This is a genomic window from Synechocystis sp. PCC 6803 substr. PCC-P (assembly GCF_000284455.1).
GTDB lineage: Bacteria > Cyanobacteriota > Cyanobacteriia > Cyanobacteriales > Microcystaceae > Synechocystis.
Genome location: NC_017039.1, coordinates 247,028 through 273,775, shown reverse-complemented (window position 1 = coordinate 273,775; position 26,748 = coordinate 247,028). Strand labels below are relative to the sequence as shown.

At 46.4% G+C, this 26,748-nt stretch carries 26 protein-coding genes and 2 tRNA genes; 15 read left to right on the top strand and 13 right to left on the bottom strand.

What is annotated here, in order from left to right; translation table 11 throughout:
• Positions 1–14 precede the first annotated feature (14 nt).
• Positions 15–254: a hypothetical protein gene (locus SYNPCCP_RS17510; protein WP_223211325.1), complete on the top strand. Its 240-nt coding sequence runs from the start codon at positions 15–17 to the stop codon at positions 252–254.
• A 164-nt stretch (positions 255–418) separates the two neighbouring features.
• On the opposite strand, the gene SYNPCCP_RS01280 is transcribed toward SYNPCCP_RS17510, so the two are convergent.
• Entirely contained in the window at positions 419–2,092 is a 1,674-nt protein-coding gene (locus SYNPCCP_RS01280) for an MASE1 domain-containing protein (protein WP_020861399.1), read from the bottom strand.
• A 181-nt stretch (positions 2,093–2,273) separates the two neighbouring features.
• Positions 2,274–2,345 (bottom strand) — tRNA-Thr (locus SYNPCCP_RS01275).
• Between the two features lie 61 nt (positions 2,346–2,406).
• Here SYNPCCP_RS01275 and pheA point away from each other — a divergent pair.
• The 4 genes from pheA to SYNPCCP_RS01255 all read left to right on the top strand — a co-directional run bounded on the left by pheA (position 2,407) and on the right by SYNPCCP_RS01255 (position 7,074).
• Positions 2,407–3,300, top strand: a complete 894-nt coding sequence (gene pheA / locus SYNPCCP_RS01270) for a prephenate dehydratase (RefSeq protein WP_010871453.1) — start codon at positions 2,407–2,409, stop codon at positions 3,298–3,300.
• A gap of 40 nt (positions 3,301–3,340) precedes the next feature.
• The gene (gene nblB / locus SYNPCCP_RS01265; protein WP_010871452.1) at positions 3,341–4,003 is read left to right on the top strand and encodes a phycobilisome degradation protein NblB; all 663 of its coding nucleotides are present in this window, start codon (positions 3,341–3,343) and stop codon (positions 4,001–4,003) included.
• Positions 4,004–4,048: 45 nt separating this feature from the next.
• The gene (locus SYNPCCP_RS01260) at positions 4,049–4,987 is read left to right on the top strand and encodes a glycosyltransferase family 2 protein (protein WP_010871451.1); all 939 of its coding nucleotides are present in this window, start codon (positions 4,049–4,051) and stop codon (positions 4,985–4,987) included.
• 317 nt (positions 4,988–5,304) lie between these two features.
• Positions 5,305–7,074 carry a hypothetical protein gene (locus SYNPCCP_RS01255; protein WP_010871450.1) on the top strand — a complete coding sequence of 590 codons (1,770 nt, stop codon included), beginning with the start codon at positions 5,305–5,307 and terminating at the stop codon, positions 7,072–7,074.
• Between the two features lie 101 nt (positions 7,075–7,175).
• Here the strand turns inward: SYNPCCP_RS01255 and SYNPCCP_RS01250 are convergent, their stop codons facing one another.
• Entirely contained in the window at positions 7,176–7,781 is a 606-nt protein-coding gene (locus SYNPCCP_RS01250; RefSeq protein WP_010871449.1) for a thylakoid membrane photosystem I accumulation factor, read from the bottom strand.
• Positions 7,782–7,837: 56 nt separating this feature from the next.
• Here SYNPCCP_RS01250 and SYNPCCP_RS01245 point away from each other — a divergent pair, with 56 nt between their 5' ends.
• Together SYNPCCP_RS01245 and SYNPCCP_RS01240 are read left to right on the top strand one after the other, a co-directional pair.
• Complete coding sequence (locus SYNPCCP_RS01245; RefSeq protein ID WP_010871448.1) at positions 7,838–8,362, top strand: J domain-containing protein; 525 nt, start codon at positions 7,838–7,840, stop codon at positions 8,360–8,362.
• A gap of 118 nt (positions 8,363–8,480) precedes the next feature.
• On the top strand, positions 8,481–9,260 hold the full coding sequence (locus SYNPCCP_RS01240) for a tetratricopeptide repeat protein (protein ID WP_223211324.1): 780 nt from the start codon (positions 8,481–8,483) through the stop codon (positions 9,258–9,260).
• Positions 9,261–9,298: 38 nt separating this feature from the next.
• Here SYNPCCP_RS01240 and SYNPCCP_RS01235 read toward each other — a convergent pair whose 3' ends face one another.
• The 4 genes from SYNPCCP_RS01235 to SYNPCCP_RS01220 form a co-directional block, all read right to left on the bottom strand.
• Positions 9,299–9,586, bottom strand: coding sequence for a DUF2288 domain-containing protein (locus tag SYNPCCP_RS01235; protein WP_010871446.1), 288 nt, complete (start codon positions 9,584–9,586; stop codon positions 9,299–9,301).
• Positions 9,587–9,810: 224 nt separating this feature from the next.
• Entirely contained in the window at positions 9,811–10,455 is a 645-nt protein-coding gene (gene msrA, locus SYNPCCP_RS01230) for a peptide-methionine (S)-S-oxide reductase MsrA (protein ID WP_010871445.1), read from the bottom strand.
• A gap of 55 nt (positions 10,456–10,510) precedes the next feature.
• Positions 10,511–11,599 (bottom strand): ArsA family ATPase, encoded by a 1,089-nt coding sequence (locus SYNPCCP_RS01225; protein ID WP_010871444.1) that lies wholly within the window; start codon positions 11,597–11,599, stop codon positions 10,511–10,513.
• Between the two features lie 116 nt (positions 11,600–11,715).
• Positions 11,716–11,913, bottom strand: a complete 198-nt coding sequence (locus SYNPCCP_RS01220; RefSeq protein ID WP_010871443.1) for a DUF2862 domain-containing protein — start codon at positions 11,911–11,913, stop codon at positions 11,716–11,718.
• A gap of 60 nt (positions 11,914–11,973) precedes the next feature.
• On the opposite strand from SYNPCCP_RS01220, the gene SYNPCCP_RS17275 reads away from it, so the two are divergent.
• Positions 11,974–12,117 carry a hypothetical protein gene (locus SYNPCCP_RS17275; protein ID WP_158299066.1) on the top strand — a complete coding sequence of 48 codons (144 nt, stop codon included), beginning with the start codon at positions 11,974–11,976 and terminating at the stop codon, positions 12,115–12,117.
• 20 nt (positions 12,118–12,137) lie between these two features.
• On the opposite strand, the gene SYNPCCP_RS01215 is transcribed toward SYNPCCP_RS17275, so the two are convergent.
• Positions 12,138–13,313, bottom strand: a complete 1,176-nt coding sequence (locus tag SYNPCCP_RS01215) for a transaldolase (RefSeq protein WP_010871442.1) — start codon at positions 13,311–13,313, stop codon at positions 12,138–12,140.
• A gap of 191 nt (positions 13,314–13,504) precedes the next feature.
• Between SYNPCCP_RS01215 and SYNPCCP_RS01210 the strand changes: the two genes are divergently transcribed.
• The 3 genes from SYNPCCP_RS01210 to hrcA all read left to right on the top strand — a co-directional run bounded on the left by SYNPCCP_RS01210 (position 13,505) and on the right by hrcA (position 15,549).
• A complete protein-coding gene (locus tag SYNPCCP_RS01210; RefSeq protein WP_010871441.1) occupies positions 13,505–14,074 on the top strand; it encodes a shikimate kinase in 570 nt (189 codons plus the stop codon).
• 57 nt (positions 14,075–14,131) lie between these two features.
• Positions 14,132–14,216 (top strand) — tRNA-Ser (locus tag SYNPCCP_RS01205).
• 196 nt (positions 14,217–14,412) lie between these two features.
• Positions 14,413–15,549: a heat-inducible transcriptional repressor HrcA gene (hrcA, locus tag SYNPCCP_RS01200; protein ID WP_010871440.1), complete on the top strand. Its 1,137-nt coding sequence runs from the start codon at positions 14,413–14,415 to the stop codon at positions 15,547–15,549.
• 51 nt (positions 15,550–15,600) lie between these two features.
• Here hrcA and cysH read toward each other — a convergent pair whose 3' ends face one another.
• A complete protein-coding gene (gene cysH, locus SYNPCCP_RS01195) occupies positions 15,601–16,350 on the bottom strand; it encodes a phosphoadenosine phosphosulfate reductase (protein WP_010871439.1) in 750 nt (249 codons plus the stop codon).
• A gap of 146 nt (positions 16,351–16,496) precedes the next feature.
• Positions 16,497–17,129 carry a protoporphyrinogen oxidase HemJ gene (hemJ, locus tag SYNPCCP_RS01190; RefSeq protein ID WP_010871438.1) on the bottom strand — a complete coding sequence of 211 codons (633 nt, stop codon included), beginning with the start codon at positions 17,127–17,129 and terminating at the stop codon, positions 16,497–16,499.
• A gap of 287 nt (positions 17,130–17,416) precedes the next feature.
• Here hemJ and SYNPCCP_RS01180 point away from each other — a divergent pair, with 287 nt between their 5' ends.
• The 3 genes from SYNPCCP_RS01180 to rre2 all read left to right on the top strand — a co-directional run bounded on the left by SYNPCCP_RS01180 (position 17,417) and on the right by rre2 (position 22,018).
• Positions 17,417–17,953: a GNAT family N-acetyltransferase gene (locus SYNPCCP_RS01180; protein WP_020861393.1), complete on the top strand. Its 537-nt coding sequence runs from the start codon at positions 17,417–17,419 to the stop codon at positions 17,951–17,953.
• A 193-nt stretch (positions 17,954–18,146) separates the two neighbouring features.
• Positions 18,147–20,651 carry a high salinity-induced biofilm formation sensor histidine kinase Hik12 gene (hik12, locus tag SYNPCCP_RS01175; RefSeq protein WP_010871436.1) on the top strand — a complete coding sequence of 835 codons (2,505 nt, stop codon included), beginning with the start codon at positions 18,147–18,149 and terminating at the stop codon, positions 20,649–20,651.
• Positions 20,652–20,659: 8 nt separating this feature from the next.
• On the top strand, positions 20,660–22,018 hold the full coding sequence (rre2, locus tag SYNPCCP_RS01170; protein WP_010871435.1) for a high salinity-induced biofilm formation responseregulaton Rre2: 1,359 nt from the start codon (positions 20,660–20,662) through the stop codon (positions 22,016–22,018).
• Between the two features lie 116 nt (positions 22,019–22,134).
• On the opposite strand, the gene SYNPCCP_RS01165 is transcribed toward rre2, so the two are convergent.
• The 3 genes from SYNPCCP_RS01165 to thiL all read right to left on the bottom strand — a co-directional run bounded on the left by SYNPCCP_RS01165 (position 22,135) and on the right by thiL (position 26,157).
• A complete protein-coding gene (locus SYNPCCP_RS01165; RefSeq protein WP_010871434.1) occupies positions 22,135–23,616 on the bottom strand; it encodes a hypothetical protein in 1,482 nt (493 codons plus the stop codon).
• A 42-nt stretch (positions 23,617–23,658) separates the two neighbouring features.
• Positions 23,659–24,714 (bottom strand): hypothetical protein, encoded by a 1,056-nt coding sequence (locus SYNPCCP_RS01160; protein WP_010871433.1) that lies wholly within the window; start codon positions 24,712–24,714, stop codon positions 23,659–23,661.
• A 348-nt stretch (positions 24,715–25,062) separates the two neighbouring features.
• Positions 25,063–26,157 (bottom strand): thiamine-phosphate kinase, encoded by a 1,095-nt coding sequence (gene thiL / locus SYNPCCP_RS01155; RefSeq protein WP_010871432.1) that lies wholly within the window; start codon positions 26,155–26,157, stop codon positions 25,063–25,065.
• A gap of 49 nt (positions 26,158–26,206) precedes the next feature.
• On the opposite strand from thiL, the gene SYNPCCP_RS01150 reads away from it, so the two are divergent.
• Positions 26,207–26,659 (top strand): VOC family protein, encoded by a 453-nt coding sequence (locus tag SYNPCCP_RS01150; RefSeq protein ID WP_010871431.1) that lies wholly within the window; start codon positions 26,207–26,209, stop codon positions 26,657–26,659.
• The last annotated feature ends 89 nt before the right edge of the window (positions 26,660–26,748 follow it).

Below are 26,748 nucleotides of genomic sequence, written 5' to 3'. Positions count from 1 at the left end.
AAAGAATCATGAAAATGGCTAAATCAACCGTCACTTACTGGAACCCGTTAACTTCAAACAATCAAAACGAGTGGCATCCCATCGAAGGTCTTGAAGGCATGGCCAAAGAAATAACACTGAGTATCGATGGTGAAACAGGTGAATATACCCGTTTAACCCGCTTTTTTCCCAAGGCCGACACAACACCGTTGGGAAGCAAAAGTCATGACTATCCCGAAGAGGTATTTATCGTGAGCGGTCGCCTATATGATTAAGCCTTTGAGATGTGGTTAGAAACCGGCCACTATGCTAGCAGACCCCCCGGCGAAATTCATGGGCCTTTTAAAACAGAGGAAGGATGTGTGGTTCTTGAAGTGTCTTTCCCAAACAAAATAGGTAATCCGCCCAATGCCTAACTGGGGCGGTGAATGATGTTGGTTCACTCCTCAGCATGGTCGAAAAGAAAATATTGATTCCTGCCTGCCTGCTTTGCACAATACAAAGCTTGGTCTGCTTGTTTGAGCAAGGTTTCCTTGCTACTGGCAAATCTAGAATGGGCTACAGCGATGCCAATGCTACAGGTGACATTGCCGGCCAGATCAACTGCGTGGTGGGAAATATTTCTGGTTTGTAGGGCAGTTTTAATTCTTTGGGCAATGGCGATCGCCCCGAACTGGTCTACCTCCGGCAAGACTAAGACAAACTCTTCCCCTCCGTAACGGGCGACAAAATCAGATCCTGGTTGACGGATACAGCATTGCAATATTTGGGCAATCTCCGCGAGGCAAATGTCTCCCTGACTGTGGCCATAATGGTCGTTATAGAGCTTGAAATGGTCCACATCCACCATCATCACCGTTAGACTCTTGCCCCTCCCCAGGAAAATCTGCCATTCTTCAGCAAATTGTTGCTCAAAATAACGACGGTTAGGGATACGGGTTAGACCGTCAATGTGGGCTAATTTATTAAGTTCAATATTGGCCAATTCCAAGGATTTGTTAGCAGCAGCCAACTTGTCAGTTCTTTTCTGCACTTCATTTTCTAAATTTTTTACTGCCCGGGAGAGGGATTGTTGGGCAATTTTCTTTTCTTGAATAATAGCGGAGAAAAACAATGCTGTCATGGAAATGACCGCCGTAAACAGTTGGAGAAATATAATCGAGTTATTGCCGGAATCTTGGTTGAATAAACCTTGGCCTTGGGCAGTGGCAAAAATAGCAAAAAAAGCAAAGAAAGCAACAAAAATACTGGCAAAGAAGTCACCAAAATGAAAGACCACAAATAGAATTAGTGGCAAAAACATGTAGGCGACGGGGAAGGAATGATAAAACGATAGAAACCAAACCAAAAAAGTTAAAACAAGGGAGATAACTAGCTTAGTGTTGAAAAAATGATGACGACGAAAATGATAAAATCGAATATTAATTAACACTGGTGTGAAGACAATAATTGCCAGCACACTATTGGACCACCAAGTTATCCAGGAATAGAAAAAGTTTTCCCGAGCAATAATGCCCATTAAAAGTAAAGTGGTAACACCAATAACCGCAGACAAAAACGGACCAATTATGGCCCCCTGAACAAACGCAAGGGTGGTGGAAACCCTTTGGAATGGATTGAGGATAGCCAACGGTTCTTGTATGCTGTCACTGTCTTTGATAATGGTCACAGATTCCTTTTGGGCAACTGATATCAGTTTATTTTTTAGCCAGAGATCCCCTATAAAGGGCTGAAGAGTATTGGCAAAGGCAAAAGCTGTTTCCAAGACCAGAAATTGAGCAATACTAGGGGGCGGATCAAAGGTAGAAAGTACTGAAACTAAACCCAACACTGAGCCAAGAATAATGCCGGGGGTAACCCAATGACCAAAGTGAAAAAACACACCAAAGGTGAGGGCAGAAGGAAACCAAACAGGGGAAATTCTTCCCGGCAATAGAGTGCTAACTAACTGGTCGCTCAGCCTAATTCCTACAACATAAAACAGAGCTACCAGAAGATTTAAAAGAATATTATGTAGGAGGGGATTCTGCCAAAAACTCGCACTGCCACTGCCCTTAATCCAGCGAACCAGTTCATGACGATGAATCGGAGCCCAGTAATCCTGTCTGGCCATAATTGCACTGCCCCCACAGCCTAAAATTTCCCGACGCTTCAGTGTGTCAATTCGTCGAGGGCCTTGTGGTATAGCACCCGACATTAGAGTAAGTATAGGCCTAATTGCTTAGACTTTTTATCTGTTCTAAAAAGACTGGAGCAAATTTAGGGAAAATTGTGTAGGCGGACTGAAAAAACAAAGCCGAAGATGGGATTTGAACCCACGGCCAACTGATTACGAATCAGCTACTCTACCACTGAGCTACTTCGGCGCAACCTAATTCCACTGCAAAATGATAACATTTTCTGTACCAGCTTTCCTGGGGAGAATTTATGCCGCCATTGGTCGTTGCACATTTGGGGCCAAGGGGAACCAACACGGAAACCGTCGCCCTGGTTTATGGGGAACAGCATCAGGAGCGCACTGGGCAGGCGGTGGAGTTTTTTCCCTGTCCCAGCATTGGCAAAACCCTGGAGGCGGCGGCCCAACGCTTGGTGGATGTGGCGATCGTGCCGGTGGAGAATTCGACGGAAGGAGGCATTGCCATTACCCTGGACTGCCTTTGGGCGGCGGAAAATTTAAAAATACAACAGGAATTAGTGCTGCCCATTACCCATGTTTTGCTCAGCCGGGGAAAACTTTTGGCGGATTTAACCAAGGTTGTGTCCCATCCCCAAGCCCTGGGGCAATGCCAGAAATGGTTGGGGGCTCATCTTCCCCAGGTAAGTTTGGTGCCGGCCAATTCCACCACTGAAGCGATTCAGATTATTGGTGATGACCCCACAGCGGCGGCGATCGCCTCTCCTAGGGCCGCCACCCTATTCGATCTTTCTGTACTACAAACGGACATTCAAGATTATCCTGACAATTGCACTCGCTTCTGGGCGATCAGTTCAGAGGGTTATCTTGCTGGAAGCCATACCACCCTTGCCTTTAGTGTTCCCCGCAATGTGCCCGGAGCCCTAGTAGCTCCCCTGCAACTCCTGGCCCAGAGGAATATTAACCTGAGTCGCATTGAATCCCGCCCCACCAAAAGGTCTTTGGGGGAATATGTTTTTTTTATGGATTTAGAAGCCAGCCAAACGGAACCCAGACTCCAGGAAGCCCTAGAAAAGCTCAAACAATACACAGAAGTGCTTAAAATTTTTGGCAGCTACCCCACAAAAGTCCTACAATTGGCAGACCTCCAGCATTTCCATCCACCAGGCTGGTCCAGCCCGTCTTAATTCCTAACCCTAGCCCTTAGTTGATTTTTCCAATCTTGTTATGAGTGATTCCCTCACCGCCATCAAAGCATTACTGGGTTCGGATAATTTTAGTGATAAAGTCCGGGGCTTGAATCAATTGCGGGCCCTGGAGCCGGCCGAAGCTTTTCCCCTGCTGAAACCTTTGGTTAACGATGCCAATCCCCGCATCCGCTATGCCGCTGTTAGTCAACTGGATCCGGTGGGTAAAGCCGATTTGGAACAATCATTGCAACTCCTGCGCGATCGGCTGTTTAACGATCCGGAAATTGATGTGCAATCGGTGGCCGCCGACGTGATTGGGGGGCTAAAATTAACCGCCGCCTACCCTGACTTGCAAAAAGCCTACGAAGAAACTCCTGAATGGCTCTTGCAGATGAGCATTGTGGCCACCCTGGGGGAAATGGGCGATCGCCGGGGCTTCGACCTGCTGAAAATCGCCCTTGATTCTGAGAATAGCTTGATTAGAACGGCGGCCATCAGTGCGTTGGGAGAATTGGGCAACCCGGAAGCCCTACCTCTGCTTGCCTCCTTAGTACAAGACGAAGACTGGCAAGTGCGCTATCGTTTAGCCCTGGCGGTGGGTCATCTAGAACATCCCGATCGCCAAAGCCTACTGCAACAGTTGGCTCAGGATCAGGTGGAACAGGTGGCCAACACAGCTCAGGAATTATTGACCGCCTAGGCTAAGTTAAGCTGGAAGGTCCCTTGAAAATGCCTGGGTTTATTTATGTTTTTCAGTGTTGTCATTCCCACCTATAATCGTCTGCCGATCCTGGAAAAATGCCTACGGGCCCTGGAACAACAAACCTTTGACGAAACCTTAATTTCAGGCTACGAAATTGTGGTGGTGGATGACGGCTCCACCGATGGCACCCTAGCCTGGCTAGATGGACATTGCCAGGGATTTCCCCATGTCCGAACCTGGGAACAGGACCACCAGGGGCCCGCTGCCGCCCGGAATCTTGGGGTTAAGGAAGCCGCCGGGGACACCATCATTTTTATTGACAGTGATTTGGTGGTGACGGACATTTTTCTCCAAGCCCATGCCGAAGGTTTACAACGGGGCCAAAAACAATACAATTCAGACCGGGTTTTTACCTATGGGGCCGTGGTCAATACCTGTAACTTTGACTCTCCCCAATCGGAACCCTACAAACTCACTGATTATTCCGCCGCCTTCTTTGCCACTGGCAACGTGGCGATCGCCAAGCAATGGTTACTAGAAGCAGGCTTATTTGACACTGGCTTTCAACTGTATGGCTGGGAAGATTTGGAATTGGGAGTCAGACTGAAAAATTTAGGTCTAAAACTCGTTAAATGCCCCCGGGCAGTGGGCTATCATTGGCATCCTCCCTTCAGTTTGCAACAAATCCCCAAATTAATCGACCAGGAAATACAACGGGGGCGTATGGGGGTTTTATTTTACCAAAAACATCCCACCTGGGAAGTGCGGCTGATGATTCAAATGACTCGGCTCCATTGGTTTCTATGGGGATTACTCTCCTTAGGGGGACGCTTGAATGAAAAAACAATGGCCCCACTCCTCCAATGGCTCATTGACCATGATCGCCCCCAACTAGCCCTAGAAATTGCCCGAATTTTCCTCAATTGGTATAACGTTCAAGGGGTATATGCCGCCTTTGCAGAAAGTCAAAGCTCCCATTAAAGCAAGTTGAAGTAATGCAAATCTAATAGGTTTGGCAACGTTTGTGGGTAAAATACCGACAAATTTTTCGTGGCTTGCGGCGGTAATTCTTAAGAAATTTTGACTTAGGAGCATCGCTTTCCCAAAATTCCCTATCATTTAAGCTAATCTTGCTCATTCAATTTAGTTACACACTGTTACAGTGAATTGAGTCTTTTAGCTCAGCTCAACAAAGACTGATTTTTCCCGTTGGTCAACCAGACTAACAACCCGTTACTGCTGAGCTCCTTGGTCGGAATGGGTATTTTCTAACTTAACTGTCACTTTGGAGACATTACATGGAAACTTTATCTTTGGTGTTGGCGGTAATCATTGGGCTAGTCGTTGGTTTTGCCGGCACCTATTTCACCCTGGTTACCAAACTTCAGAAAAAGTTGGATAGCACCAAAAGCAAACTGGGCCGTGCCAAAAGTGCCAGTGAAGATACCGAAACTCTCCAATTTCAGTTGGAAGCCCAAAAAGCCGAAACCCAAGCCCTCCAAGCTAGATTGGAATCTCTGGAGTCCAGCCATCGTAACCAGTTAGACGAGCTTCAAACAGCCCAAGCGGCGGCCCTGGCCCAGTTGACGGCAGAAAAAACAGCTTTGGAAGATGAGCTCCAGTCCCTCAGGGAAAGTGGGCCGGCAGAAGAACAACGGCCCCTCGACCAGAGTGATGAAGTTGCCGCCCTGCAAGCTCAGTTGTTGGCCATGGAGCAGGAACACCAAGCCAGAGTCCAAGCCCTCCAGAACCAATACCAGGCTGAAATTGAATCGCTTCAGCAAGCCCAACCCTCGGTAGAAGAGCAGGAAGAACCGTTAGCCGAGGAGGAATCCTTTGATGCCGATGTTGCTCCTCCGGCGATCGCCGAATTTACCGAAGTCCCAGGGGAAGAATTTATTCCGGCGGCCGAACCCGTAGCAGAATTCATGGAGGCCACTGTCACGGAAGAAACGCCTGAAATAGCGGAAATTACTCCAGAACAGGAAGAGAATTGGGTTGATGCTCCTCCCACAGCAGAACTGGAAACCGAACCTTTAGACTACCAGGGGCCAGTAGGGGAACCCATGGTGGAGGAAGAAACGTTTTCCCCCTTTGATGCTCCCCCCACTGAAACCACCGAGGTAGAGGCGGAAGCTGATTTGGAAAACTGGGTTGATGCCCCCCCAGAAGCCTCCCTACCAGATATGGACTTTGGTGGTGGGGAAGAAAATTTTGAGCCCATGGACTTGGCAACGGAATTGCCTGATATCAATGATGAGGGCATCACCAACCCAGGACAACAACTAGCAGAGCTATCCAGTGTGGAAACACCAGAAGCGGCGGAAACGGAACAAAGTAGTGATCAATTTTTAGCCGAGTTAACCGAAGAACAGTCAGCCCCTGAACTCCCTTTATTCAGCGAAACCCCGGCGGAAACTGAGACTCTGGGAGAATTGGAAGACCTTGGTGACGATCTTTCCTTCACATCCGACTCCGGTGATGACTTGAATCTGTCTGAAGATCTACTGGCAAGTCTGGGCACAGATACTCCAGCCCCTGAGCTAACCACTGAAGAGATTTTGCCGGGGGATGGGGACGCTGAAGCCGATGACCTCGACTTTCTTTTGGAATTGCAAACAGAAGAGACGGAGCTTTTTCCCGGACAGAATGAGGATGAGTTCCTACCGGAGTTTTCCAATGAAGAACCCATCAGCGCCGGTTTTGTCGGCATGGAGACATTAGGGGAGGGCAGTGGTGATTTTCCTGACCTGCTGGAGCTCAACCCGGAAACCCATGGGGGAGATCCTTTCATCAATATTTTAGATGAAGATCCCAATTCCTCTGACAACGATTTGCTGGCCCTACTGCAAACCGATGAAGGCAATGCAAACCAAGCTGAGTTACACGAGGATGATGATCTTTTTCCCGGTTTAGCGGACATGCTCGGAGAAGCCCCCTCCAGTGGAAGTGGCGAGTTAGATGACTTGGATGCCTTGTTGAGTGACACCAGCTCCCCCGGTGCCGATGCTGTAATCTCAACTTCCCTAGACGATTTTGACTTCGGCCCGGACGACCATGACCCCTAGACTTTTTCCCCTAAATTTCCGGTAACAAATTGACCTTAAAGCGGATAAACCCAACTAACTTTACTGGGCTTATCCGTTTTTTTGTTGTCGGAAAGAATGAGTTAATCGACTAATTCACTATTGAATTCGTTATAGGTACGCTGTTTCAGTTCCATGGACTCGGAACGGGGCAATAAATCAAATAAATCCCGGAGAACATCATCCACTACTTCAAACTTAAGTGCTCCCTGGGCGTCGAAGATTTTTTTGCCGCTTTTGTCTAGAATTACCGTCTGGGGTACCCCACCGCTGTAGTAATAGCCAGGCTCATCGCGACGGAAACGCTTTTGGTCGGGAATGCTGTCAACGGAAACGGGAATAATGCTAGCAACCCGACCGTAAAATTCCTGCATACGGGAAACGATGAAAGCATACTGTTTGCAATCTTTACTGTCATCGAGGTAATAAACCAAAATAACCGGCAATTTGCGTTCAAAGGATTCTCTTAGGTTTAAGCGGGGCGGCACCAGGGAACCATTGCCGGCATATACAACAAAAATATTGCCATCGTAACGGTCATCTTCCAAAGCGGCGATCGCCGTACCGTGATCGGACAGGGAAAAGGGCAGAGTGCCCCAGATTCCCAGCAGTAACATAGCAAAAGCAAGGGAAACTATGAGAAAGCGGCGACAACGGGCCAGCCATGGCAAACACACAGACATAATCATCGTGGAAAAAACTCAGTCTAAAATAGGGCAAAGTCTTTCCCAATGTAAACTTTCCCGTGTCTTCTAATCCCCATTCCACCCAATCTCGACCCCGACCGGGAGTGGCCCCTTCTCCTTTTGCCGACAGTTATTACGGTGTTTTGGAACTACACCCCGCCGCTTCCCCGGTGGCCATCCGTCGAGCCTACCGGGAATTAAGCAAGCGCTACCATCCAGACACTACCCTATTAACCCCAGACATTGCCACGGTCAAATTTCAGCGCTTGAATGAGGCTTATGCTGTATTGAGCAATCCTGATCGCCGTTCTGTGTACGACTTGCAAATTGGCTATTCCCGTTGGAATGTGATTCAGGTACCGCCGGATCCCCTCCAAGGGCAAAATTCGGCCGCATCAACAAGCTTGGGAAGAAATTCCGCCTATTTGGATGCTAGTGATCGCCCTTTGTCGGCGGGGGAGTTTTTTGCGCTGGCTCTGTTGGGTTTAACCCTGGGGGGCTGTTTGGCCTTGGCCCTGTTAATTGCCTGGCTGAGGGGGGATCCATTGGTAATTCCCAGCTTGTTACCATGGTTCATCAACTAAGGGAGTTTAATTTCATTCATTCCAAACGAATTCCATTGCCCATGGCAAGTAGATTGCCCTAATCTAGGCCAACTACCCACCTCCGCCCATTGACCTGATGTTAATTTTGAAAAATTCTATGGCATCCCCCCATCCTTTTCCCTGGCCCCAACGCTTCACCGTCATGGCTTTAACCTTTGCCTGGGGCTTGAGCTTGCCCGTGTTGGCCCAAACTAAGTCAGCGGTGCAATGGTACAACGATGGGGTGGACAAACTAGCGGCGCAAAATTTCTCCGGGGCGATCGCCGATTTTACCGAATCCATCAAACTCAATGACCAGGACGCCGATGCCTATTACAACCGGGGCTATGCCAAGCACGTTTTGGGGCAATACCAGGCGGCCATTACGGACTACAACCAGGCCATTAGTTTAAATCCTGAATTTGCCTATGCCCTGGGTAACCGTTGTTATGCTTATTTTTTACTGAGTCAGTACGACAAAGCCATTCAAGATTGCAGCAATGCCATCGAAATTAATCCCAACTATGCGGACTTTTATGTTTATCGGGGTAACTCCCAGTCCCAATTAGGCAATGAAACTACGGCGATCGCCGACTATAACGATGCCATTCGCATTAATGCCCAACATGCCAATGCCTATTACAACCGGGCGTTGACCCATAATCGTCTCAAGCAAGACCAACAAGCCTTAGCGGATTATAACCAAAGCATTCAGTTGGATCCCGACTCCGCTGAAGCCTATTTCAATCGAGGGTTAACCCAATATCGTCTGGGAGATGAACCCAAGGCGATCGCCGATTTAACCAAGGCCGCCGAATTATTCAACGCCCAAGAGAAAAAGGACATGGCCCAAAAAGCGGAAGCTATCCTGACCCAAATCCGGGCCATTGATGCTTAGGCTGTACTTTTTAAGACCTGTAGTTAAAGACCCTCAATTCAACCGGGTTGTACTAACACATAGGGTTGCACAATCAGGGTTTGAAATTCCCGTTCTGGATCATCGTTCCAATCGGTCAATTCCTTCTCCGTGGGCTTATGGATCAATAATTCGCTAATCCAATGGTTGACTTGGTTAACTTCATCCTTGGCGATCGCCAGACCAACGGAGAGCAAATCTAAACTACTATCCACCACAATCACCGCATCCCGTTTGGCGTGGGGAATAATGGTGCCCCAATCCATGGGGGCTAGTTCTTCTTGTAACTGTTTTTGAATATCGGTCATTGATTTTGTTCAGTAATTTCTCTGGTAGTTAGCCAAAGCCCACTATTTTTGTCCTTCTGAAGGTCGCTTTTGCCAATTTTCTTGCCTATTAAAGGAGGGGCTGAGAGTGGATTGACAGTCATTTAGGGCCTTGTTAAGCCCTTGCTGGACGACCATGGTGATCGTCCTAGACTGCTTATAACTAGACAAAAGTAAGTCTTGATTTAAACAAGGTTTACTAACCCCTAACTTTGGGCTTTTAATTTATCGCTATACTGCTGACGAAATTTTCGGAGTTTGGGCAAATCATGGACCAACACATAGGGATGGGCCGGATTCCGTTGGACAAAATCCTGGTGATAATCCTCCGCTGGATAAAAGGCATCAAAGTCATTCACCTCCGTGGCGATCGCCTGGTCAAAGGCCTGACTTTCCTCTAGTTGGTCAATGTAAGCTTGGGCCACCTGCTTTTGCTCAGGAGTGGTGGCAAAAATGGCCGAACGATATTGACGACCCTGGTCTACGCCCTGGCGGTTAACTTGGGTGGGGTCATGGCCGACGGAAAAGAAAATTTTCAGCAGTTCGCCGTAACTTACCTGGGCGGGGTCATAAACAATTTCAATGGATTCCGCATGGTCCGTGCCGCCACCACTCACCCTGGCATAGTTGGCCGTGGCTTCAGTGCCGCCGCTGTAGCCGGTTTGCACATCCTTAACACCCCGCACTTCCTCAAACATGGCCTCCAGTCCCCAAAAACAGCCCCCGGCAAAAACGGCTTTTTCGGTGCCCCTTGCCGTTGTAGAGACCGGGTTAATGTCCACCACTGGGTCGGGAATAACCTTGGAAAAAGGACTGATGAGAAAGCTACCCACGGCGATCGCCAACCCCACCAGGGCCAGGGTGAACCAAAAACCACGCCGACGCAGGGATTGGGTCAAGTTAACACTAAAAACTAACAATTAAATATCCTCCTTGGAATTTGGCTCCCGTCACTCCCTTACCCCGTAGATTCCCCGGTAAGTCAATGTTGCGCCGCTGATCCCCCGCTTCAATGGTTAACTCCGGCCCGGACTGGGTTAATTTCACCTGACGTTTATCAAAACCGGGCAAAAATACCTTCACCTGGCGGGCGTTAACGTCAATTTCCAATGGTCGGGGAGCCGACCCCATGGCCTGGGGATTAGGGAGCGCATCCATCAGGGGTTGCCAGTTACCTTGGTTGTAACTTGGTAGAGCCGCAATGAGCAACGGATCAAATAAATTTGCATCTAAACTGCCATTACCCAAGGGAGTTTGAATCACGCCCTTTACTGTTACTCCGACTTGCTGGGCCCCACCCCAATAGCTCTGGGCTGCTTTTTGCGCCAGGGAATCAGTGCTAGTAACCAAATAGGCGGCAAACCGATTGGGGTCGGCGATCGCCGCTTTACCTTGTTGCAATAAATTTTGGGGGCCATCGGGATGGTTGAGCATTTGGTCTGGACTCCAGTTCACACTCAGCACCGCACTGGCCACGGGTTGCACAAAGGGGGAAAGGGTCTGCACCACTTCCGAATCCGCCAATACTTTCTGGAAACGCCGCCAATACCAACTGGCAATTTCGGGAATGCCCAACATTCTCAGAGTGGAGAGGTTACCGGGGCCGTCGTAAATCAGCACGTCATAGCGACCACTGAGTTCGTATTCCCGCAGGGCATTGAGCACCAACACTTCGTCCATGCCCGGCAGAACTCCTAATTCTTCCCCATAGATATTTTTCAGCGCCGGCGATCGCAGATACTGGGCTTCCACTTCCTTGAGCTTTTCCCAGCCTCTTTCCAGCAGATGGGTGGAACTAAGTAGTAAACCATCAACGTTCGCCTCCACCCCCTGGGCCGTTTCCGACAGAGTTATGCCCCATTGCCAGGCCAAACTAGGATCCTGCCCCAGCACCAGTACCCTCTGACCCGCTTGGGCCAGTTTTTTAGCCGCGGCGATCGCCACCGTGGTGCGGCCAACACCGCCTTTCCCTAAAAAAGTCAGAACTAACGCCACAGCAATTTCCTAGAATCCAGCAAAAATAATAAAGATTCCCGAATCAAACCGTAAAAACACTTCAACGGCGATCGGGAAAAGTAGTCAAAACCAATGGGGGAGAGCAAAACCAGTTATTAAATCGCTTTGAGCTCATCCTCAAAAAACCAGGTGGCGGTGCGGTCATCAAAGGAAACCACCGCTCCAATGCCACTGCCATCGGTCATTTTAAAATCCTTAACAACACCGACTTTACCTAGTTTACCCACCACATCGGGGGAAACCCGGTCCCGCAGACGGTAAACCTTAACTTTTTGACCTATTTCAATCGTCATATTGCTTAAATAGTGGTTAAGTAAAGAAACATTGCAATCCCCCCCAGTTTAGCGGAATCTGTGCCCTCCCTCGCCCCCAAACTGAGGGCAACTCAGCAAAATAATGGTGCTGTGATTAACTGGGGAGAAACTACAACGGCGGCCATGGCAAAAAGCCCCGTTGAGGACAGCAAAAGAGGGGATGGTTTTCCCCAATACTTTTAAGGGCTGGGCCCTGAGAACACCTAACCAACAGAGGCTAAACGGAAAGCGGCTCCCAACCCAGCGGACATTTCAGCGGCGGTGATTTTGCCATCATGGTCCCGGTCTAGGGCATCAAAAACCACATCGGTGCCGGCCCATTCCTCCCTGGTAATAAAACCGTCCCCATCTAGATCATAGGCATGGAAAATTTCCTCTGCCCCATGTTTGATGTGCTCTTGGCCATCGAGAACTTTTAACCTTTCTTCCAATAAATGTTCCAACACCTCCAGAGCCTTGGTGAAACCGGCAATGCCTTCGGCCAGTTTTTCCGAGGCCATCGGATCTTCGGCATGCATTTTGTCGAAGGTGGCCTTGTCCATAACAATTTTTTCAATGTCCTGGGGCACCGTGGCGGGGTCGAGTTTGCGAGGTAAATCCCCTTCGGTGTTCCGCAGTTGATCCAACAGTTGGGGGGAAATGGTCAACAGGTCACAGCCGGCCAGTTCGATGATTTCGCCAATGTTACGGAAGCTGGCTCCCATCACTTCAGTTTTGTAACCAAAGCGTTTGTAGTAGTTGTAAATGGTTGTAACAGACTGTACCCCTGGGTCTTCGTGGCTGTCATATTCCTTGCCAGTACTTTTTTTGTACCAATCCAAAATGCGTCCCACAAAGGGGGAAATTAGGGTGACTTTGGCTTCGGCACAGGCGATCGCCTGGTGGAGACCGAATAGTAGAGTAAGGTTACAGTGAATACCTTCTTGTTCCAATACTTCTGCAGCCTTAATACCCTCCCAAGTGGAAGCAATTTTGATCAGAATGCGTTTTTTATCAATGCCAGCTTTGGCATATTCCCCAATTAGGTAGCGAGCTTTGGCAATGGTGGCTTCCGTGTCGTAGGAAAGGCGGGCATCAACTTCCGTAGAAACCCGGCCGGGGATAATTTGCAGAATTTTGAGGCCAAAAGCCACCGCCAAACGGTCAAAGGCCAATCGGACAATGTCTTTAATAGATGCATTTTCCCCAGCTTCGTCCTTAGCTTTGAGCAGGGTGCTGTCCACAATTTCCTGGTACTGGGGCATCTGGGCCGCCGCCGTAATCAAAGAAGGATTAGTGGTGGAATCCCTGGGGGTAAAGGTTTCAATGGCTTGGATGTCGCCGGTGTCGGCCACCACCACTGTAAATTGGCGCAGTTGTTCGAGGAGATTCTTACCCATAATGGCGATTAAACAAGTTCAACGTCTTTCCCTCCAATGGTAATGGTGATTCCCGAAAGCGAGCCTTCTTTGGACATCAAGATAATTTAAGCTAGGGAACGCCGATGCGTTGCCGAACCCTAGGGGGCAAATTGGCTTCGGACTGACATCCAATTACTGTTCACTATTTTTCAACCTCTGTAACTTTTGCCATGGCCCAGGATCTAATCAAAGAACAATTACAAGGCGTTAACCTGTTTCTGATCGGCATGATGGGCAGTGGTAAATCCACCGTCGGGCCGTTGTTGGCAGAACAGTTGGGGTACCGTTTTTTCGATGCGGATGTGTTGATTGAGCGGGTGGCTGGCAAGGCGATCGCCGACATTTTTGCGGAGGATGGGGAAGATACTTTTCGGGATTTGGAGACGGAAGTGTTGGGACATCTGGCGGCCCAAACCAGAAGCGTCATTGCCACCGGGGGCGGAGTGGTGCTCCGACGACAAAATTGGAGTTATCTACACCATGGCCTGGTCATTTGGCTTGATGGTTCCCTGGAATTACTTTTGGCCAGGCTCCAGGGAGATGAAGCAAGACCCCTGCTCCAGGTGGAAAATCTGGAAGAACGGTTAGGAAATTTATTGGCCCAACGGCAACCCCTCTACGCCCAGGCGGATCTCCGGTTTCCCCTGCAGGCAGACCAAGATCCTCTGGCGATCGCCGGAGAATTACTGGCCACTATTCCAGGACTGCTTAAACCCCAATGCAGTGCCGAACAAAATTGACCGGGCAATGTCCCTAGGACGGCCATGGTAAGATGATTAACTAATCTTTGACCCCCTGGAGAGGTGGCAGAGTGGTCGAATGCGCCCGACTTGAAATCGGGTTTGGGGAAACTCAACGTGGGTTCGAATCCCACCCTCTCCGCTTGCTTAACTTTCACTTTTAATTGATGGGATATAATCCAGGGCACACCAGCAACGGCCCAAGCAAATCCTGGGTAATTATTTTATAATCTAATTTTTTTAAGAATCCTTTATAGACTTTTAACTCTGAACCCAATTTATCTATCCCGACAACAACCGTTTTAACATCTAGTCTTTAGCCCGCAATTTAGGAAACAATGGTGAAGCCCCTCCGCTTAAACGATCGCCATCAGCAAATTCTCCGCGCCACCGTCCAGCACTACATCGCCACCGCCGAGCCTGTGGGCTCCCATACCCTGGCCCAGGAATATCAATTTGCTGTCAGTTCCGCCACCATTCGCAATGCCCTCGGCCAACTAGAAAAAGCGGGTTTACTCTACCAACCCCATGTCTCCGCCGGGCGGGTTCCCTCCGATTCCGGTTACCGCATTTATGTTGATAATCTTTTGACCTGGAGCGATCGCCAGAGCCGCACGGTTAAACAACGACTGGAAAACGAAATTAATGGTGATAATTGGCATTTTGAAGCCCTGATCCAGAGAATGGGGCAAATTTTGGCAGGCTTGAGCGGTTATATCGCCCTGATTACTTTTCCCCAAACGGAAACGGTGCAATTGCGGCATTTACAGTTAATGCTGTTACCGTCCCATCAGATATTAATTATTCTGGTGACCGACAGCTATCACACCCATTCCGCTACCCTAGATTTACCCGCTGCCATGGAAGCAAAGGAAGAGGGAGAATTGGAACAGGAATTGGCAATTTTCTCCAACTTTCTCAATGCCCAATTGCGGGGAAAAAACCTTTCTGAGTTGAGCCATTTAAATTGGCAAGAGCTAGACCAAAAATTTAGTATCTATGCCGATTTTCTCAAAGGCTTACAACAACAAATCAAGCCCCTCCTGCAACGGCGCATGGCGGGCCCCTTAGTGGTTCATGGGGTTTCTAAGGTAATCCAACAACCAGAGTTTTCCCAGTTGGAACAGGTACAAATGCTGTTGTCTTTGTTAGAACAGGAACAGGATAAATTATTTTCCCTGCTGTTCGACCCCGATAACTATGGAGATAATCTGGCTAACTTGGGTCAGGAAATGAATTTGCTAACCGGGGAAACTATGCCTAAAACCCGCCCAGTGGTGACCATCCGCATTGGCGCAGAAAACCCGCTGGAATCCATGCATCCTTGCACGTTGGTGTCCGCCATTTATCGCCAACAAGAGATTCCCATGGGAAGTGTGAGCATTTTGGGACCTACCCGCATGGTGTATCAACAAACCATTCCCTTGGTAGAACAGGCCGCTGAATGTTTATCGGAAGCATTGAGCAAAAATTAAGCCTCTCTCCAGGCAACAGGTTAGTAGAGCTTTCGAGTGCCATTGACTGCCCTACAAAGCACTGGAATCCAAACTCTGGCCAGCTTCCGGGGACAGGGGTAAATGTAAACCACATTCCTGTTTGAGGCCGTGGAAACGGGTATCCCTTTCATCTTCATCGTGGGCCATCAGGGGCCGGCTAGAATGCCAATCCCCCACAGAGACGTAACCCTGGTCAAAAAACGGATGGTAGGGTAAATCGTGGGCGGTGAGATATTCGTAAACCATCTTAGAATTCCAGTCCAAAATGGGGAGAACTTTATACTGATTACCCTGGAGATCCACTGGTTTCAAATTCTGGCGGTGCCGAGTTTGATCCCTCCTTAACCCCGTCAACCAGGCGATCGCCTCTAGTTCTTTTAATGCCCTCTGCATCGGTTCAACTTTGCGGATTTGATCATAACGGTTGAGGGATTCCACGTCTTTTTGTTGCCAGAGCTTGCCGTACAGAGCTTCCATGCGAGCTGGGCTGAGGGGAGATTGGTAAACCTTTAAATTTAGCTGTAGCCGTCCGGTCAACTGATCCGCAAATTGATAGGTTTCCAGCGGTAAATAGCCCGTGTCAATCCAGATAACAGGAATATTGGGCACAATGCTAGTCACTAAATGGAGCATCACCGCCGCCTGAATGCCAAAACTAGTACTCATCACCAAGCCAGGGCCAAAGGTTTGGGCCGCCCAGGTAATGATCTGTTGGGCGGTGGCATTTTCCAGCTCCGTTTGTAAGGTGGGTAGATCGAGCTTAGTCAGAGTATGGGACATCAGTGGGTGATGGAAAATATTTATGTAAGAGTATAGGTAACAGATTAAAGTGGCGACAGAGTTAGGGAGTAAGCATGAAGCCTAGCTTAAACTCAACTTCTCTTGGTTGTAGGTAGTTGCAGTCACCATGTCAGCAACGTTAGCAGCTAATTCTGAGCAGAAGCCGCTTTTTGCTGTTCCGTTAATAGTGCTTGGTCCCGGCGACGTTTTTTAGCGTAGAGTTGAATCGAAGCAGCCATGGCAATAACCAAAGCTACAATTAACCAAGTGGTCGCATCCAGGGGCAAATTATTCTTAAACACCGCCAGTAGGACAATCACCACGAGCAAAATAGTCGGTGCCTCATTTAAAGCCCGGAACTGTTGCCCACTCCATTGGGATTCCCCCTGGGCTAGCTTTTTCATCACCCGACCACAATAGAAATGGTAAAGCAACAGTAACGCCACAAAGGTGAGTTTGATGTGGAGCCAGCCGGATTTGAGAATTTCGGGTTCTGTGAAAATGAGACCGATCGCCATAGCCACCGTAACTACCATGCCGGGGGTAGTGATGATGTTGTAAAGCCGCTTTTCCATCAACTCATACTGTTTTTTGAGGATAGTTTTAGCTGGTTCCGGCTCCTGGTCTGCCTCGGCGTGATAGACAAAAAGACGCACTAAATAAAATAATCCAGCAAACCAAACAACAATGCCAATCAAGTGGAAGGCTTTAAACCAGTAGTAGGCCATGGTAAACGTTGACAGTGGACAAGGGAGGGAGAAATACTCGCGCTTGGGCATTTCCCAGGAACAGGGTGGGTCATCAGCTCATACCCAAGGGGGCCATTATATCGCCTTGCCCAGTCCCAAATCATTTTGCACTGTCCGATTCAAATGCAAAGTCCTGTTCCCAGACCCTAGGGGACTTGGTTTAACCCTCCAAATCTCTGCATTGGCAATGGTGAAAACCAAGGGAGTGTATTAAAACTGGTTACATTACAAGCAAGTTCCAAGGAAAGCAATTAAAACGACCAAGATATCGGAAATTTTAACCATGGTGCTGACCCCCTCTGCTTTTTAACTTTACATTGCAAAATATTTCTCAGCCAAAGATTGGCAACTTTCGTCCCAAGGTAGCCAAAGTGAACACCATCCATCTACGCCCATATCGTCCCTCGGATTTAAACAATATCATTCAAATTTTCACTGAAGCTGTCCATCAGTTAGGTATTAAATATTATTCCCCAGCCCAACTAAGTGCTTGGGCCCCATCCGAACCAGACTTACAGCGGTGGGGCGATCGCCTGGAATCCATGGTGGTGTTGGTGGCTGAGCAAGGAGAAACCATCATTGGCTTTATTGGCTACAATGGCGCTGGATTGGTGGACCTGCTTTTTGTCCATCCAGCCTTTACCCGCCTGGGCATTGCCACCATATTGATGCAAGCAGTAGAGCAGTTGGCCATCGCTGACGGGGTAAGGGAACTTGAGACTAAAGCAAGTATGGTAGCCCGGCCCTTTTTCGAGTCCAGGGGCTTTGTGGTCATAGCGGAAGAAACCGTTACCATAGGGGGAGAAAATTTACGTCGATTTGCCATGGGTAAAACCATTGAACCAACTCATTAGGGTGGGGAGCCAATGCCAAAGCCCGCTTCTGGGCAAAAAGAGGGGTTTACAATCTCCTTCTGTTGTCAAATTGAAATCAAAACTAAGCTTAAGTTTATTTAAATTGTTTAGAGTCTCTCTGGAAAATTAGGATAATTTATTGTCATCTCAGACCGTGATTTAAGTATTTTTTCTATAAAAAATAGAAGATAAAATGCAAATCAATAACCATGTTTTCAAAGGTTTGGCTGATTTTCGATCAGTGTCTTGGCAAAGGCAAATTATAGTGGCGATCGCCATCTATGGAACTATCTATATTTCCCAATTATTTATTACCTATGCGGGCACCGCTTCATCGCCCATTTGGATTCCTACGGGTATGGCTGTAGGCTTTTTATCTATTTGGGGTTACCAAGTCTGGCCGGGTATGGTTGGGGGATTATTACTGGGAGAAATTATGGCTCTCCACGGTTTGGAAAGTGCTGCTAATTTCATACTAACGGTGGCGATCACTGGGGTAGTCAGTTTAGTCAATCTTTTTTCAGTCTATCTTAGTGACATTCTTACAGCCAATAATTATCTATTTTCTAAAATTAAGAATATTATTAGATTTATTGTTTTTGTTTGCTTTGGTAGTCGTCTTCCCGCTGCAATCATTTGTCCATTTTTATTATATTTATTTGAGAAAATTTCTTTCGGCTTATATTCTGAAATTGCCTATACTTGGTTGTTGAGTGATGCTTTTGCCCTCTTGATTGTTACTCCCTTTATCATTGCTTGTAATCATAATTTTAAAGTATTTATTAAACTACTACAAGAACAATGGCTCGAAGCGGCTAGCATTATTTTTTTTATTTTATTAATTGTTAAAATTATTGCCAACGGTTATCCCATTGAGTATCTACTGATTCCTTTTTTACTTTGGTCAGCCTTTCGCTTCACTGAAGTTGGATCTTCTCTGTTGACAATTGTAGTTTCTGCCCTGTTGGTGTTAATTCTTGCCCTAGACCAAGAAAAAGCAGCTATCAAAGATCAACTTTTATTATTGCAATCAATTTTAGCTTGCATCAGTATGACAACCCTAGTTTTAAATGCCGTCCTCAGTGAAAATGAAAGATCGAAAAATCAATTGTTTACGACCAATCAGATATTAATAGAACAAAATCAAAAGCTCCAGGAACTCTATCAACAAAGGGAATTAGAAAGAGCTCAAAGGGAAAAAATTCTCATAGAATACAATGAATCCTTACAAAAACAGGTTGACCTAGTGAGGGCAAAAGAAATAGCTGAAAGTGAGGCTAAGGCTAAAAGCACATTTGTGGCTAATATGAGCCATGAACTGCGCTCTCCTCTCAATGCTATTATTGGTTTTTCCCAGCTGATGCTGCGTACCAAAAATCTACCAATGGAGCAGTATGAAAATGCTGGCATTATTCAACGTAGCGGGGAATATTTATTAAATTTAATCAATAATATTCTTGATTTTTCTAAGATTGAAGCTGGTAAAACCCATTTAAATCGCCATAATTTTGATCTTTATCTTCTTCTGGATGATTTAGAAGATATGTTGCATCTCAAGGCGGCCAATGAAGGTATCGAGCTGATTTTTATTCGAGATCATGATTTACCGAGATACGTTTACGGCGATGAAATTAAGCTCAGACAAATTTTGCTAAATCTTCTCAGTAACGCGATTAAATTTACAACGGAGGGAGAAGTAGTCCTAACTAGCAACTTTAGAAATGCAGAACAACAGGAAGTGATTAACCCAGAAACATCAACGGAGCCTAAAAATAAATATTGGTTAGACTTCACAATTAAAGATACGGGTAAAGGAATTAGTGAAGTGGAGTTGAGTCACTTATTTGAAGCTTTTTCCCAAACAGAATCTGGTCGTAATGCCCAGGAAGGCACCGGATTAGGCCTCGCAATTACCCGTCAGTTTATTAAGTTAATGGGGGGAGATATTAACGTTAGTAGTGTGGTTGACCAGGGGACCACCTTTAGCTTTTCGATTTTAGTTGATTTGGGGGAAATAACTTTGAGTCGGGAACCCAACTCTGCGAAAAAAGTTCTTGCCCTCACCCCAGGACAACCTGTCTATAAAATTCTGGTGGTGGATGATAAAAGTGTGAATCGTCAATTACTAATTAAACTCCTCGCTCCCTTTGGTTTTGAGATCGAAGAAGCTAGTAACGGCCAGGAGGCGATCGCCCTGTGGGAAAGCTGGGAGCCCCATTTAATCTTTATGGACATGAGAATGCCCGTGATGGACGGCTATGAAGCAACTAAATACATTAAGGGTCAGGTCAAAGGCAATGCAACGGCGGTGGTGGCCCTAACGGCCAGTGTGCTAGAGGAAGAAAAGGCGATCGTACTGTCGGCGGGATGCGATGATTTTCTCCGTAAGCCATTCCGGGAGAACACCATTTTTGACTCCTTGACCAAACATTTAGGAGTAACATATGTTTATGAGTCAGCCCCAAACAAGAACGATAATCATGAAGACACCGCACTGAAGCCAGAAAGTTTTCTAATTATGTCCCAGGATTGGTTGACTCAGTTATCCCATTATCTTTTAGAAGCTGACACTGAGCAGGTAATGAAATTGATAGCAGAAATTCCAGCTTCAGAGTCAGAATTGGAGCAAAATCTAACTAAATTAGTACGTAGATTTGAATTTGAAAAAATTCTTGATTTAATTGAGCCGCTATCATAGTAATTATTATGGAAAATACCGATGAAAAAAAAGGAAATATCCTGTTGGTAGATGACCTACCCAACAACCTACAATTGTTGAGTGATTTACTAATAAATTTGGGCTACACGGTGCGGAGTGTTACCAGTGGCAAAATGGCCCTTAGAACCTTACAAGTCAAACGTCCAGACTTGATTTTACTTGATATTAAAATGCCAGATATGGACGGGTATCAAGTCTGTGAAATGATTAAAAAAGAAGAAGAATTACAGGATATCCCCATCATTTTTATTAGTGCCCTAGGGGATACTTTTGATAAGGTTAAAGCTTTTGAATGTGGTGGAGTAGACTACATCACCAAACCTTTTCAAATTGAAGAAGTGGTGGCTCGCATAGAGGGTCAGTTTACCATTCAAAGGCAACGGATTGCCCTCAAAAGAGAAGTAAGAAAACGCCGGGAAGCAGAAGAAGTCCTCTACCAATCGAGGGCCCTACTTTCCAGTGTTTTAAATTCTGCTTTAGATGGCATTGCGGCCATGCAAGCGGTGCGTAATCCCCAAACGGGAGATATTGAAGATTTTCGTTGTTTAGTAATTAATCCCATTCTTTCCAAAGCTTTTAATCGGAGTCGGGAAGATTTAATTGGTCGGGTATTACTGAAGCGTTTTTTACAACGCCTAGATCCCCAACTTTTTGACCAGTTTGTTAATTTGGTCGAGACGGGTACTTTTTTAACCCAAGATATTTATTTTCCCATTGCTAATTCTGATTGGTATCATTTTGTAGCAGTTAAATTAGGGGATGGTTTTGCTGTCACGGTGCGAGATATTACTGATCGAAAAAGGATGGAATTGGAATTACAAGCGGCAAATCAGCAGTTGCAACTATTAGCCAATATTGATGGTTTAACTCACATTGCTAACCGCCGTCGCTTTGATGAGTATTTAGCCCAGGAATGGCAAAGACATTGCCGGGAACAAAAACCATTGTCTTTGATTTTGGTCGATATTGATTATTTCAAAGCTTATAATGATCTCTATGGTCACCAAAAGGGGGATGATTGTTTGCAAAAAGTAGCCAATACTTTGGTGGATATTGCTAAACGCATTACTGATTTAGTAGCCCGTTACGGCGGCGAGGAATTTGTCATAGTTTTACCTAATACAAATCGGCAAGATGCTTTAGCCATGGCGGAAAATATGCTCCAGGCGATCGCCGCTTTGGCCATTCCCCATGAAGGTTCTTCAGTCAGTAAATATGTGACTATTAGCATTGGTGTTAGTAGTATAATTCCCATGCCGGAAGACACCATTGAAAGAATTATTAGTGAAGCAGATCAGGCTTTATACAGTGCTAAATCCCAAGGACGCAACCGGGCGATCGCCTAATGGCCTAAGAGCCTGTTTGAAAAGCCCCCCTGGCCCCCAAATTTGGGGGGAAACTGAGTGCAAGTCCCCCATTATTGGGGAATTTAGGGGGCAGAATAAAACTTTCCAAACACATTCTAAGAAGGAATTGGCGCTATGGGGATTGCGGTCAAATCTTCTGAGTCATCCCCTTCATCTTCAAAAGCAATAAAACTGTGGCCGGTCTTATTATCCATCAAGGCATTGCGATGCTTTTCGTACAAAGTTAAACCGGCAATGGGTTCCTTAAAAATTGCTGGTCGACGGAATTCTGTCCCAGGGTATTTTTGACGAATATTGACAATTGCCCGGAAGGGCTTGTGCCATTGTCGTAAAACCTCCACCAAATTTTGAAATTGCAGAAAAGACCATTGGTGACGCTGTTCTAGGGCTAGATACTGTAACAGACGAGAATAGGTATCAGGACTCCGCTTTCCTTCTGGCAAGTCAATAATGTCTGCTAGGTGTTCAAAATCGTCGTAATGTTCCATGGTCGTGTGCATAACAATACGACGATCACTAACTTCTTCCTGATTGAAACAACCGATAATATCTACCACCTTTTTCATTGTGGCGTAATCGTCCTCTTGCTCTCCCTTAAACCGATTCATAATGGCGATCGCCTGGGGATCATCTGCTAGCCTCCCAATTTCATCTGCATACTTTTCTAAGTTAGCTTTTCCTACATCAGTTTTAGCAACACTGAGTACTTCTTCAAGCTTTTCTTTGACTTGAAGCCGCAGTTCTTGCCCAGATAGATCATCATGGAGTAATTGATGGCAAAAATCATAAAACTGTTGCTGTTTCGTTCCCCTACAACTGCTTTCCACCTGCCCCAAAATTAAATAGCTAGCCTGAGCTTTAATAGCGGATTGTAAAGTTTGTAAGTAAGTTTTTAAGCCTTGGTAATCCCCTACATCATTGTTGAATGAATAGCGGATTTTAGCAAAAACAAGAAATTCATTACTGCTAAATTTGTCGTTGTCAATACTGATAGCTTTTTTAGCCTGCTTTTCTAACTCCACCAAAGCTTTGTTATAGAGAAATAAATCACTTTCAGAAACCTTAGGTTTAGCTTTGCCAAACTTTTCTAAAATTTGATAATAGACTCCCTCTTCCCCCATCAATTTTTCCCGTAAATTTGACCAAGTATTCAGAGATTGCAGGCACCATACCAACACCAGCAAGCCGACTAATCCACCGCCAAAAACATAGGGACTACTGAAATTTAAAGTACCACTACCACTTCCGTCTAAATTTTCCCCACCAATGGCGACAATCTGGTTAAGTTTAGCATCTAGTTCTGCCCCTGACCCTTCGGTTCGGATGGCATCCAAATTCATTTCCCCGCCTTCACTTAGTTGTTGTGCCAATGCCTCCCTTTCTCCAGCAGTGATTTTATCTTGTAATTCTTCTGGGGGAATAATGCCATGGTAGCGGTCTTGTAACTGTTGATTAATCTTATCTGCAGGCTTGTTTTGGGCAAAGTTGAGTAAAGACTTGATTCTGTCCCAAAATGATTGATCTGTCTCAGTTTCGGGAGAAGGCGAAGGCTTAGCTTGAGCAATATAAAAGTTCATAATAATATTAGCAAGGGAATAATTAAAAAACGAAAAAATCAATCAATCTTCGTCTTCAAAATCTAAAAATACCATGCCAGATTTTTTATCCGTTAGCCAGTTTCTATACTTTAAATAAACTTTTTCACCAGCAATCAAATCCTGAAATTGGTCTGGTTGTCGATACTGCTGAGGTGGATGGGTTTCACGGATGTTGATAATGGTTTGATAGGGTCGATACCAACGTTTCATCATGCCCAACAAGTCTTCAAATTGTCCAAAGGAAAGGCGATATTTATAATTCAGGGCTAATATTTGAGTCATTTTGGCAAAGGTATCCGGTTCACTTTTTTCACTGGGCAAGCTAATGATTTGTCCCAATTTTTCAAAAACTGAATAATTTTTTTTCACCAGCGGCACAAGAGTTTCATATTCATGCAAATCACTTTTGTTCAGACCCTGCACTAAATCAGAAATTTGACGAAGAATCGAATAATCTCCCAAATGATAAGCTTTGAACAGAGACAGAAGTTTCAGACCCAAAGGTTTCTCTGATAGTCGATTCAAATGGGTAGCATAGCTCTCCATTGCCACCCGTCCTTCCTCTGTTTGGATATTAGGGATTGCCTCGGAGAAGCGCTCATTAACCTCTTGGCGAAATTGCTTGGTGTTTTCAAAACGTTTAAGCAGATCGTCGGTAAAACGATACAGTTCCTGTTGCTTGCTTCCCCGGAAACGATGTTCTGCTTGGTCTATGGTAATGAAGCTGTCCTTGGCGTCGATCGCCGCCTGAAGTAGTTCTACACTATTATTAAGTCCCTTATATTCACCGATATTTTTGGCCAGGATGTAACGGAGTCGAACTAATACTAAGAATTCTTTCTTGCCAAATTTTTCGTTGTCGAGGGCTTCCGCATTCCGACCCAAAATCCCCGCCTCCTCCATGGCCCGCTGATGGAGAAACAAAGAACTCTCCGAAACTAACTCTTTTCCCTGGAAGTAACGACCGAAAACCCGTTGAAACCAACGACCGAATCCATTTTCCGCACTAAAAACCCCTTTTTGCCACCAAGTCTTTTTTAGGGTAGGCACAATGGGAGGACGTATAGCTCTAACCATGGGAGGATTTTGGTAATTGGATCATGGCGGCATTATATACCAAAATTCTTCTGCCATCATCCCTTTGGTAGATATTTAAATAATACTTAGTAAAACAAGTCTGGGGGCTAATATTTATCTCTCTATCGGGCTAGAACCCATTCCGAATCAACCTGATACGTGTAAAGCGGTTATAACGCTGATCCATAAAAGCTTTTAATAATACTTAAATACCATAAGTATTGTAATTTATCTTCACACTTTTTGGCCTAAGTCTGAAAAAATACCACTTCTTCAAGATCAGTTTCTCTGATTCGTAGAAATTTACTAAACTTTTTTTGCATCTAGCAGCGAAAGATGTTATCAAAACTAAAAATGCTGAAATCCCCGCTGTAGAGATAATTTTTCTACCCTTTCCTCCTCCAGCACTAATAACACCTCAGTCCCATTGGTGATTTGACCAATGACTCGAGGAGAACGGTTGGGGGATAAATCCAAAGAGGCGATCGCCATGAGCCATTTTTGTGCTTCCAAAGGGGGAATCGCGAGGATTAATTCAAAATCTTCACCGCCATAGAGAGTCCATTCCCTGGCAGTTTCCAGACCGACCCAATCGGTCAACCCCTGGGGGATGGGGAGTTTTTCCGCCCATAACTCCGCTCCCATCTGACTAGCCCGACAAATTTGCAATACAGCATCAGCGAGGCCGTCACTGCTGTCCATGGCGCCAATGCTCGTTTCCAAGCTAAGAAGGGAGGGCACTAAATCTAAGCGGGGTTGGGGCCGTTGATGGGCCCGTTGCCAAATTAGTTTTTGTTCTGGTGGTAAATGCTCAGTCTTGTGCGGATGAAGTAAACATTCCAGGCCAGCTCTAGACGTTCCATGGTCGCCGGTGGCAATAATCCAATCCCCCACTTTGGCTTGGTGACGATACAAGGCTTTACCCTGGGGCACTTGACCCAAAACCGTAATGCTAATAGTTTTAAGCGGCGATCGGGAAACATCCCCCCCCAGAATTGGAGTCCGCCAAGGCTCTAAACAAGCCGTCAAACCTTTGTAAACGTCTAAAATCCAAGCCAACGGAGTGGAGGGAGGCAAAGCCAAAGCCACAGTAATACCCGTCGGTGTGGCCCCCATGGCTGCTAAATCCGATAAATTGGCCGCTGCTCCCCGCCAACCCACGTCAAAAGCGGAGGTGGTTTGGTCACTAAAATGGACATTTTCCACCAACATATCCGTGCTGATTACCAGGGAGTCCGAGTTGGGTAAATCGAACACAGCGGCATCGTCCCCCGTTATCTCCGCCGGGGAAAATTTTTGTAGTTGGGCCAACAGAGCTTGTTCTCCTAACTCCCCAATGGTTTGGTCAGGCTGGGACGGAGTAGATAAATTGGGTGGAAATGATTGAGACAAAGGCAGAAGAGAAGTGGAAGTTGGCGACAAAAATTTGGCAGAACCGCCCATCAACCATTAAAACAGGGACAGTGTTGATCGTTGAGCCCTTTCTCTCACCATGACCCTTTCTTCTGGTTTACCTATGGGTAGTTTACGGCGTGTGCACCACATTGCTTTGAACGTTAAAGATATGGAAAAATCCTGCCACTTTTACGGCCATATTTTGGGGTTGAAACCATTGGCGGGAGAAGAAATTCCCCTTACCCTCAAAACCATGGTGGAAGAGGGAAAGGTCAGCAATTTCATCACCCCCGATGGCACCGTAATTGATCTGTTTGCCACACCGAATTTATCTCCCCCGGCAGTAGATCCCCACCAATCCTTCACTCGCACCGATCATTTGGCGTTTGACATTGCCCCGGAACAGTTTGACCAGGCGATCGCCGTGTTGGAAGCCCATGGAGTGACCATTGCATCGGGCCCCGTGACCAGGCCGACGGGCCGGGGAATTTATTTTTATGACCCGGATGGCTTTCAGGTGGAAATTCGCTGTGATCCCATGGGTTTATAGGCACATCTTGACAGTAGCGCCGCCAAAACCAGTAAAGTCATTTCTTGGCCCGTTGGATATGTTAAATCTGGAAAGAGATTTTCCTTCCT

Bases quoted from the DNA above. Each gene is read 5' to 3' on its own strand.
- SYNPCCP_RS01220 (WP_010871443.1), bottom strand. From the start codon at position 11,913: ATGACGATTGAAATAGGTCAAAAAGTTAAGGTTTACCGTCTGCGGGAC.
- SYNPCCP_RS01260 (WP_010871451.1), top strand. From the start codon at position 4,049: ATGTTTTTCAGTGTTGTCATTCCCACCTATAATCGTCTGCCGATCCTG.
- hemJ (WP_010871438.1), bottom strand. From the start codon at position 17,129: ATGCCCAAGCGCGAGTATTTCTCCCTCCCTTGTCCACTGTCAACGTTT.
- SYNPCCP_RS01215 (WP_010871442.1), bottom strand. From the start codon at position 13,313: ATGGGTAAGAATCTCCTCGAACAACTGCGCCAATTTACAGTGGTGGTG.
- nblB (WP_010871452.1), top strand. From the start codon at position 3,341: ATGAGTGATTCCCTCACCGCCATCAAAGCATTACTGGGTTCGGATAAT.
- hrcA (WP_010871440.1), top strand. From the start codon at position 14,413: ATGGTGAAGCCCCTCCGCTTAAACGATCGCCATCAGCAAATTCTCCGC.
- SYNPCCP_RS01255 (WP_010871450.1), top strand. From the start codon at position 5,305: ATGGAAACTTTATCTTTGGTGTTGGCGGTAATCATTGGGCTAGTCGTT.
- SYNPCCP_RS01210 (WP_010871441.1), top strand. From the start codon at position 13,505: ATGGCCCAGGATCTAATCAAAGAACAATTACAAGGCGTTAACCTGTTT.
- hik12 (WP_010871436.1), top strand. From the start codon at position 18,147: ATGCAAATCAATAACCATGTTTTCAAAGGTTTGGCTGATTTTCGATCA.
- SYNPCCP_RS01280 (WP_020861399.1), bottom strand. From the start codon at position 2,092: ATGGCCAGACAGGATTACTGGGCTCCGATTCATCGTCATGAACTGGTT.
- pheA (WP_010871453.1), top strand. From the start codon at position 2,407: ATGCCGCCATTGGTCGTTGCACATTTGGGGCCAAGGGGAACCAACACG.
- thiL (WP_010871432.1), bottom strand. From the start codon at position 26,157: ATGGGCGGTTCTGCCAAATTTTTGTCGCCAACTTCCACTTCTCTTCTG.
- SYNPCCP_RS01250 (WP_010871449.1), bottom strand. From the start codon at position 7,781: ATGATTATGTCTGTGTGTTTGCCATGGCTGGCCCGTTGTCGCCGCTTT.
- SYNPCCP_RS01160 (WP_010871433.1), bottom strand. From the start codon at position 24,714: ATGGTTAGAGCTATACGTCCTCCCATTGTGCCTACCCTAAAAAAGACT.
- SYNPCCP_RS01240 (WP_223211324.1), top strand. From the start codon at position 8,481: ATGGCATCCCCCCATCCTTTTCCCTGGCCCCAACGCTTCACCGTCATG.
- SYNPCCP_RS01165 (WP_010871434.1), bottom strand. From the start codon at position 23,616: ATGAACTTTTATATTGCTCAAGCTAAGCCTTCGCCTTCTCCCGAAACT.
- SYNPCCP_RS01235 (WP_010871446.1), bottom strand. From the start codon at position 9,586: ATGACCGATATTCAAAAACAGTTACAAGAAGAACTAGCCCCCATGGAT.
- rre2 (WP_010871435.1), top strand. From the start codon at position 20,660: ATGGAAAATACCGATGAAAAAAAAGGAAATATCCTGTTGGTAGATGAC.
- SYNPCCP_RS01150 (WP_010871431.1), top strand. From the start codon at position 26,207: ATGACCCTTTCTTCTGGTTTACCTATGGGTAGTTTACGGCGTGTGCAC.
- cysH (WP_010871439.1), bottom strand. From the start codon at position 16,350: ATGTCCCATACTCTGACTAAGCTCGATCTACCCACCTTACAAACGGAG.
- SYNPCCP_RS17510 (WP_223211325.1), top strand. From the start codon at position 15: ATGGCTAAATCAACCGTCACTTACTGGAACCCGTTAACTTCAAACAAT.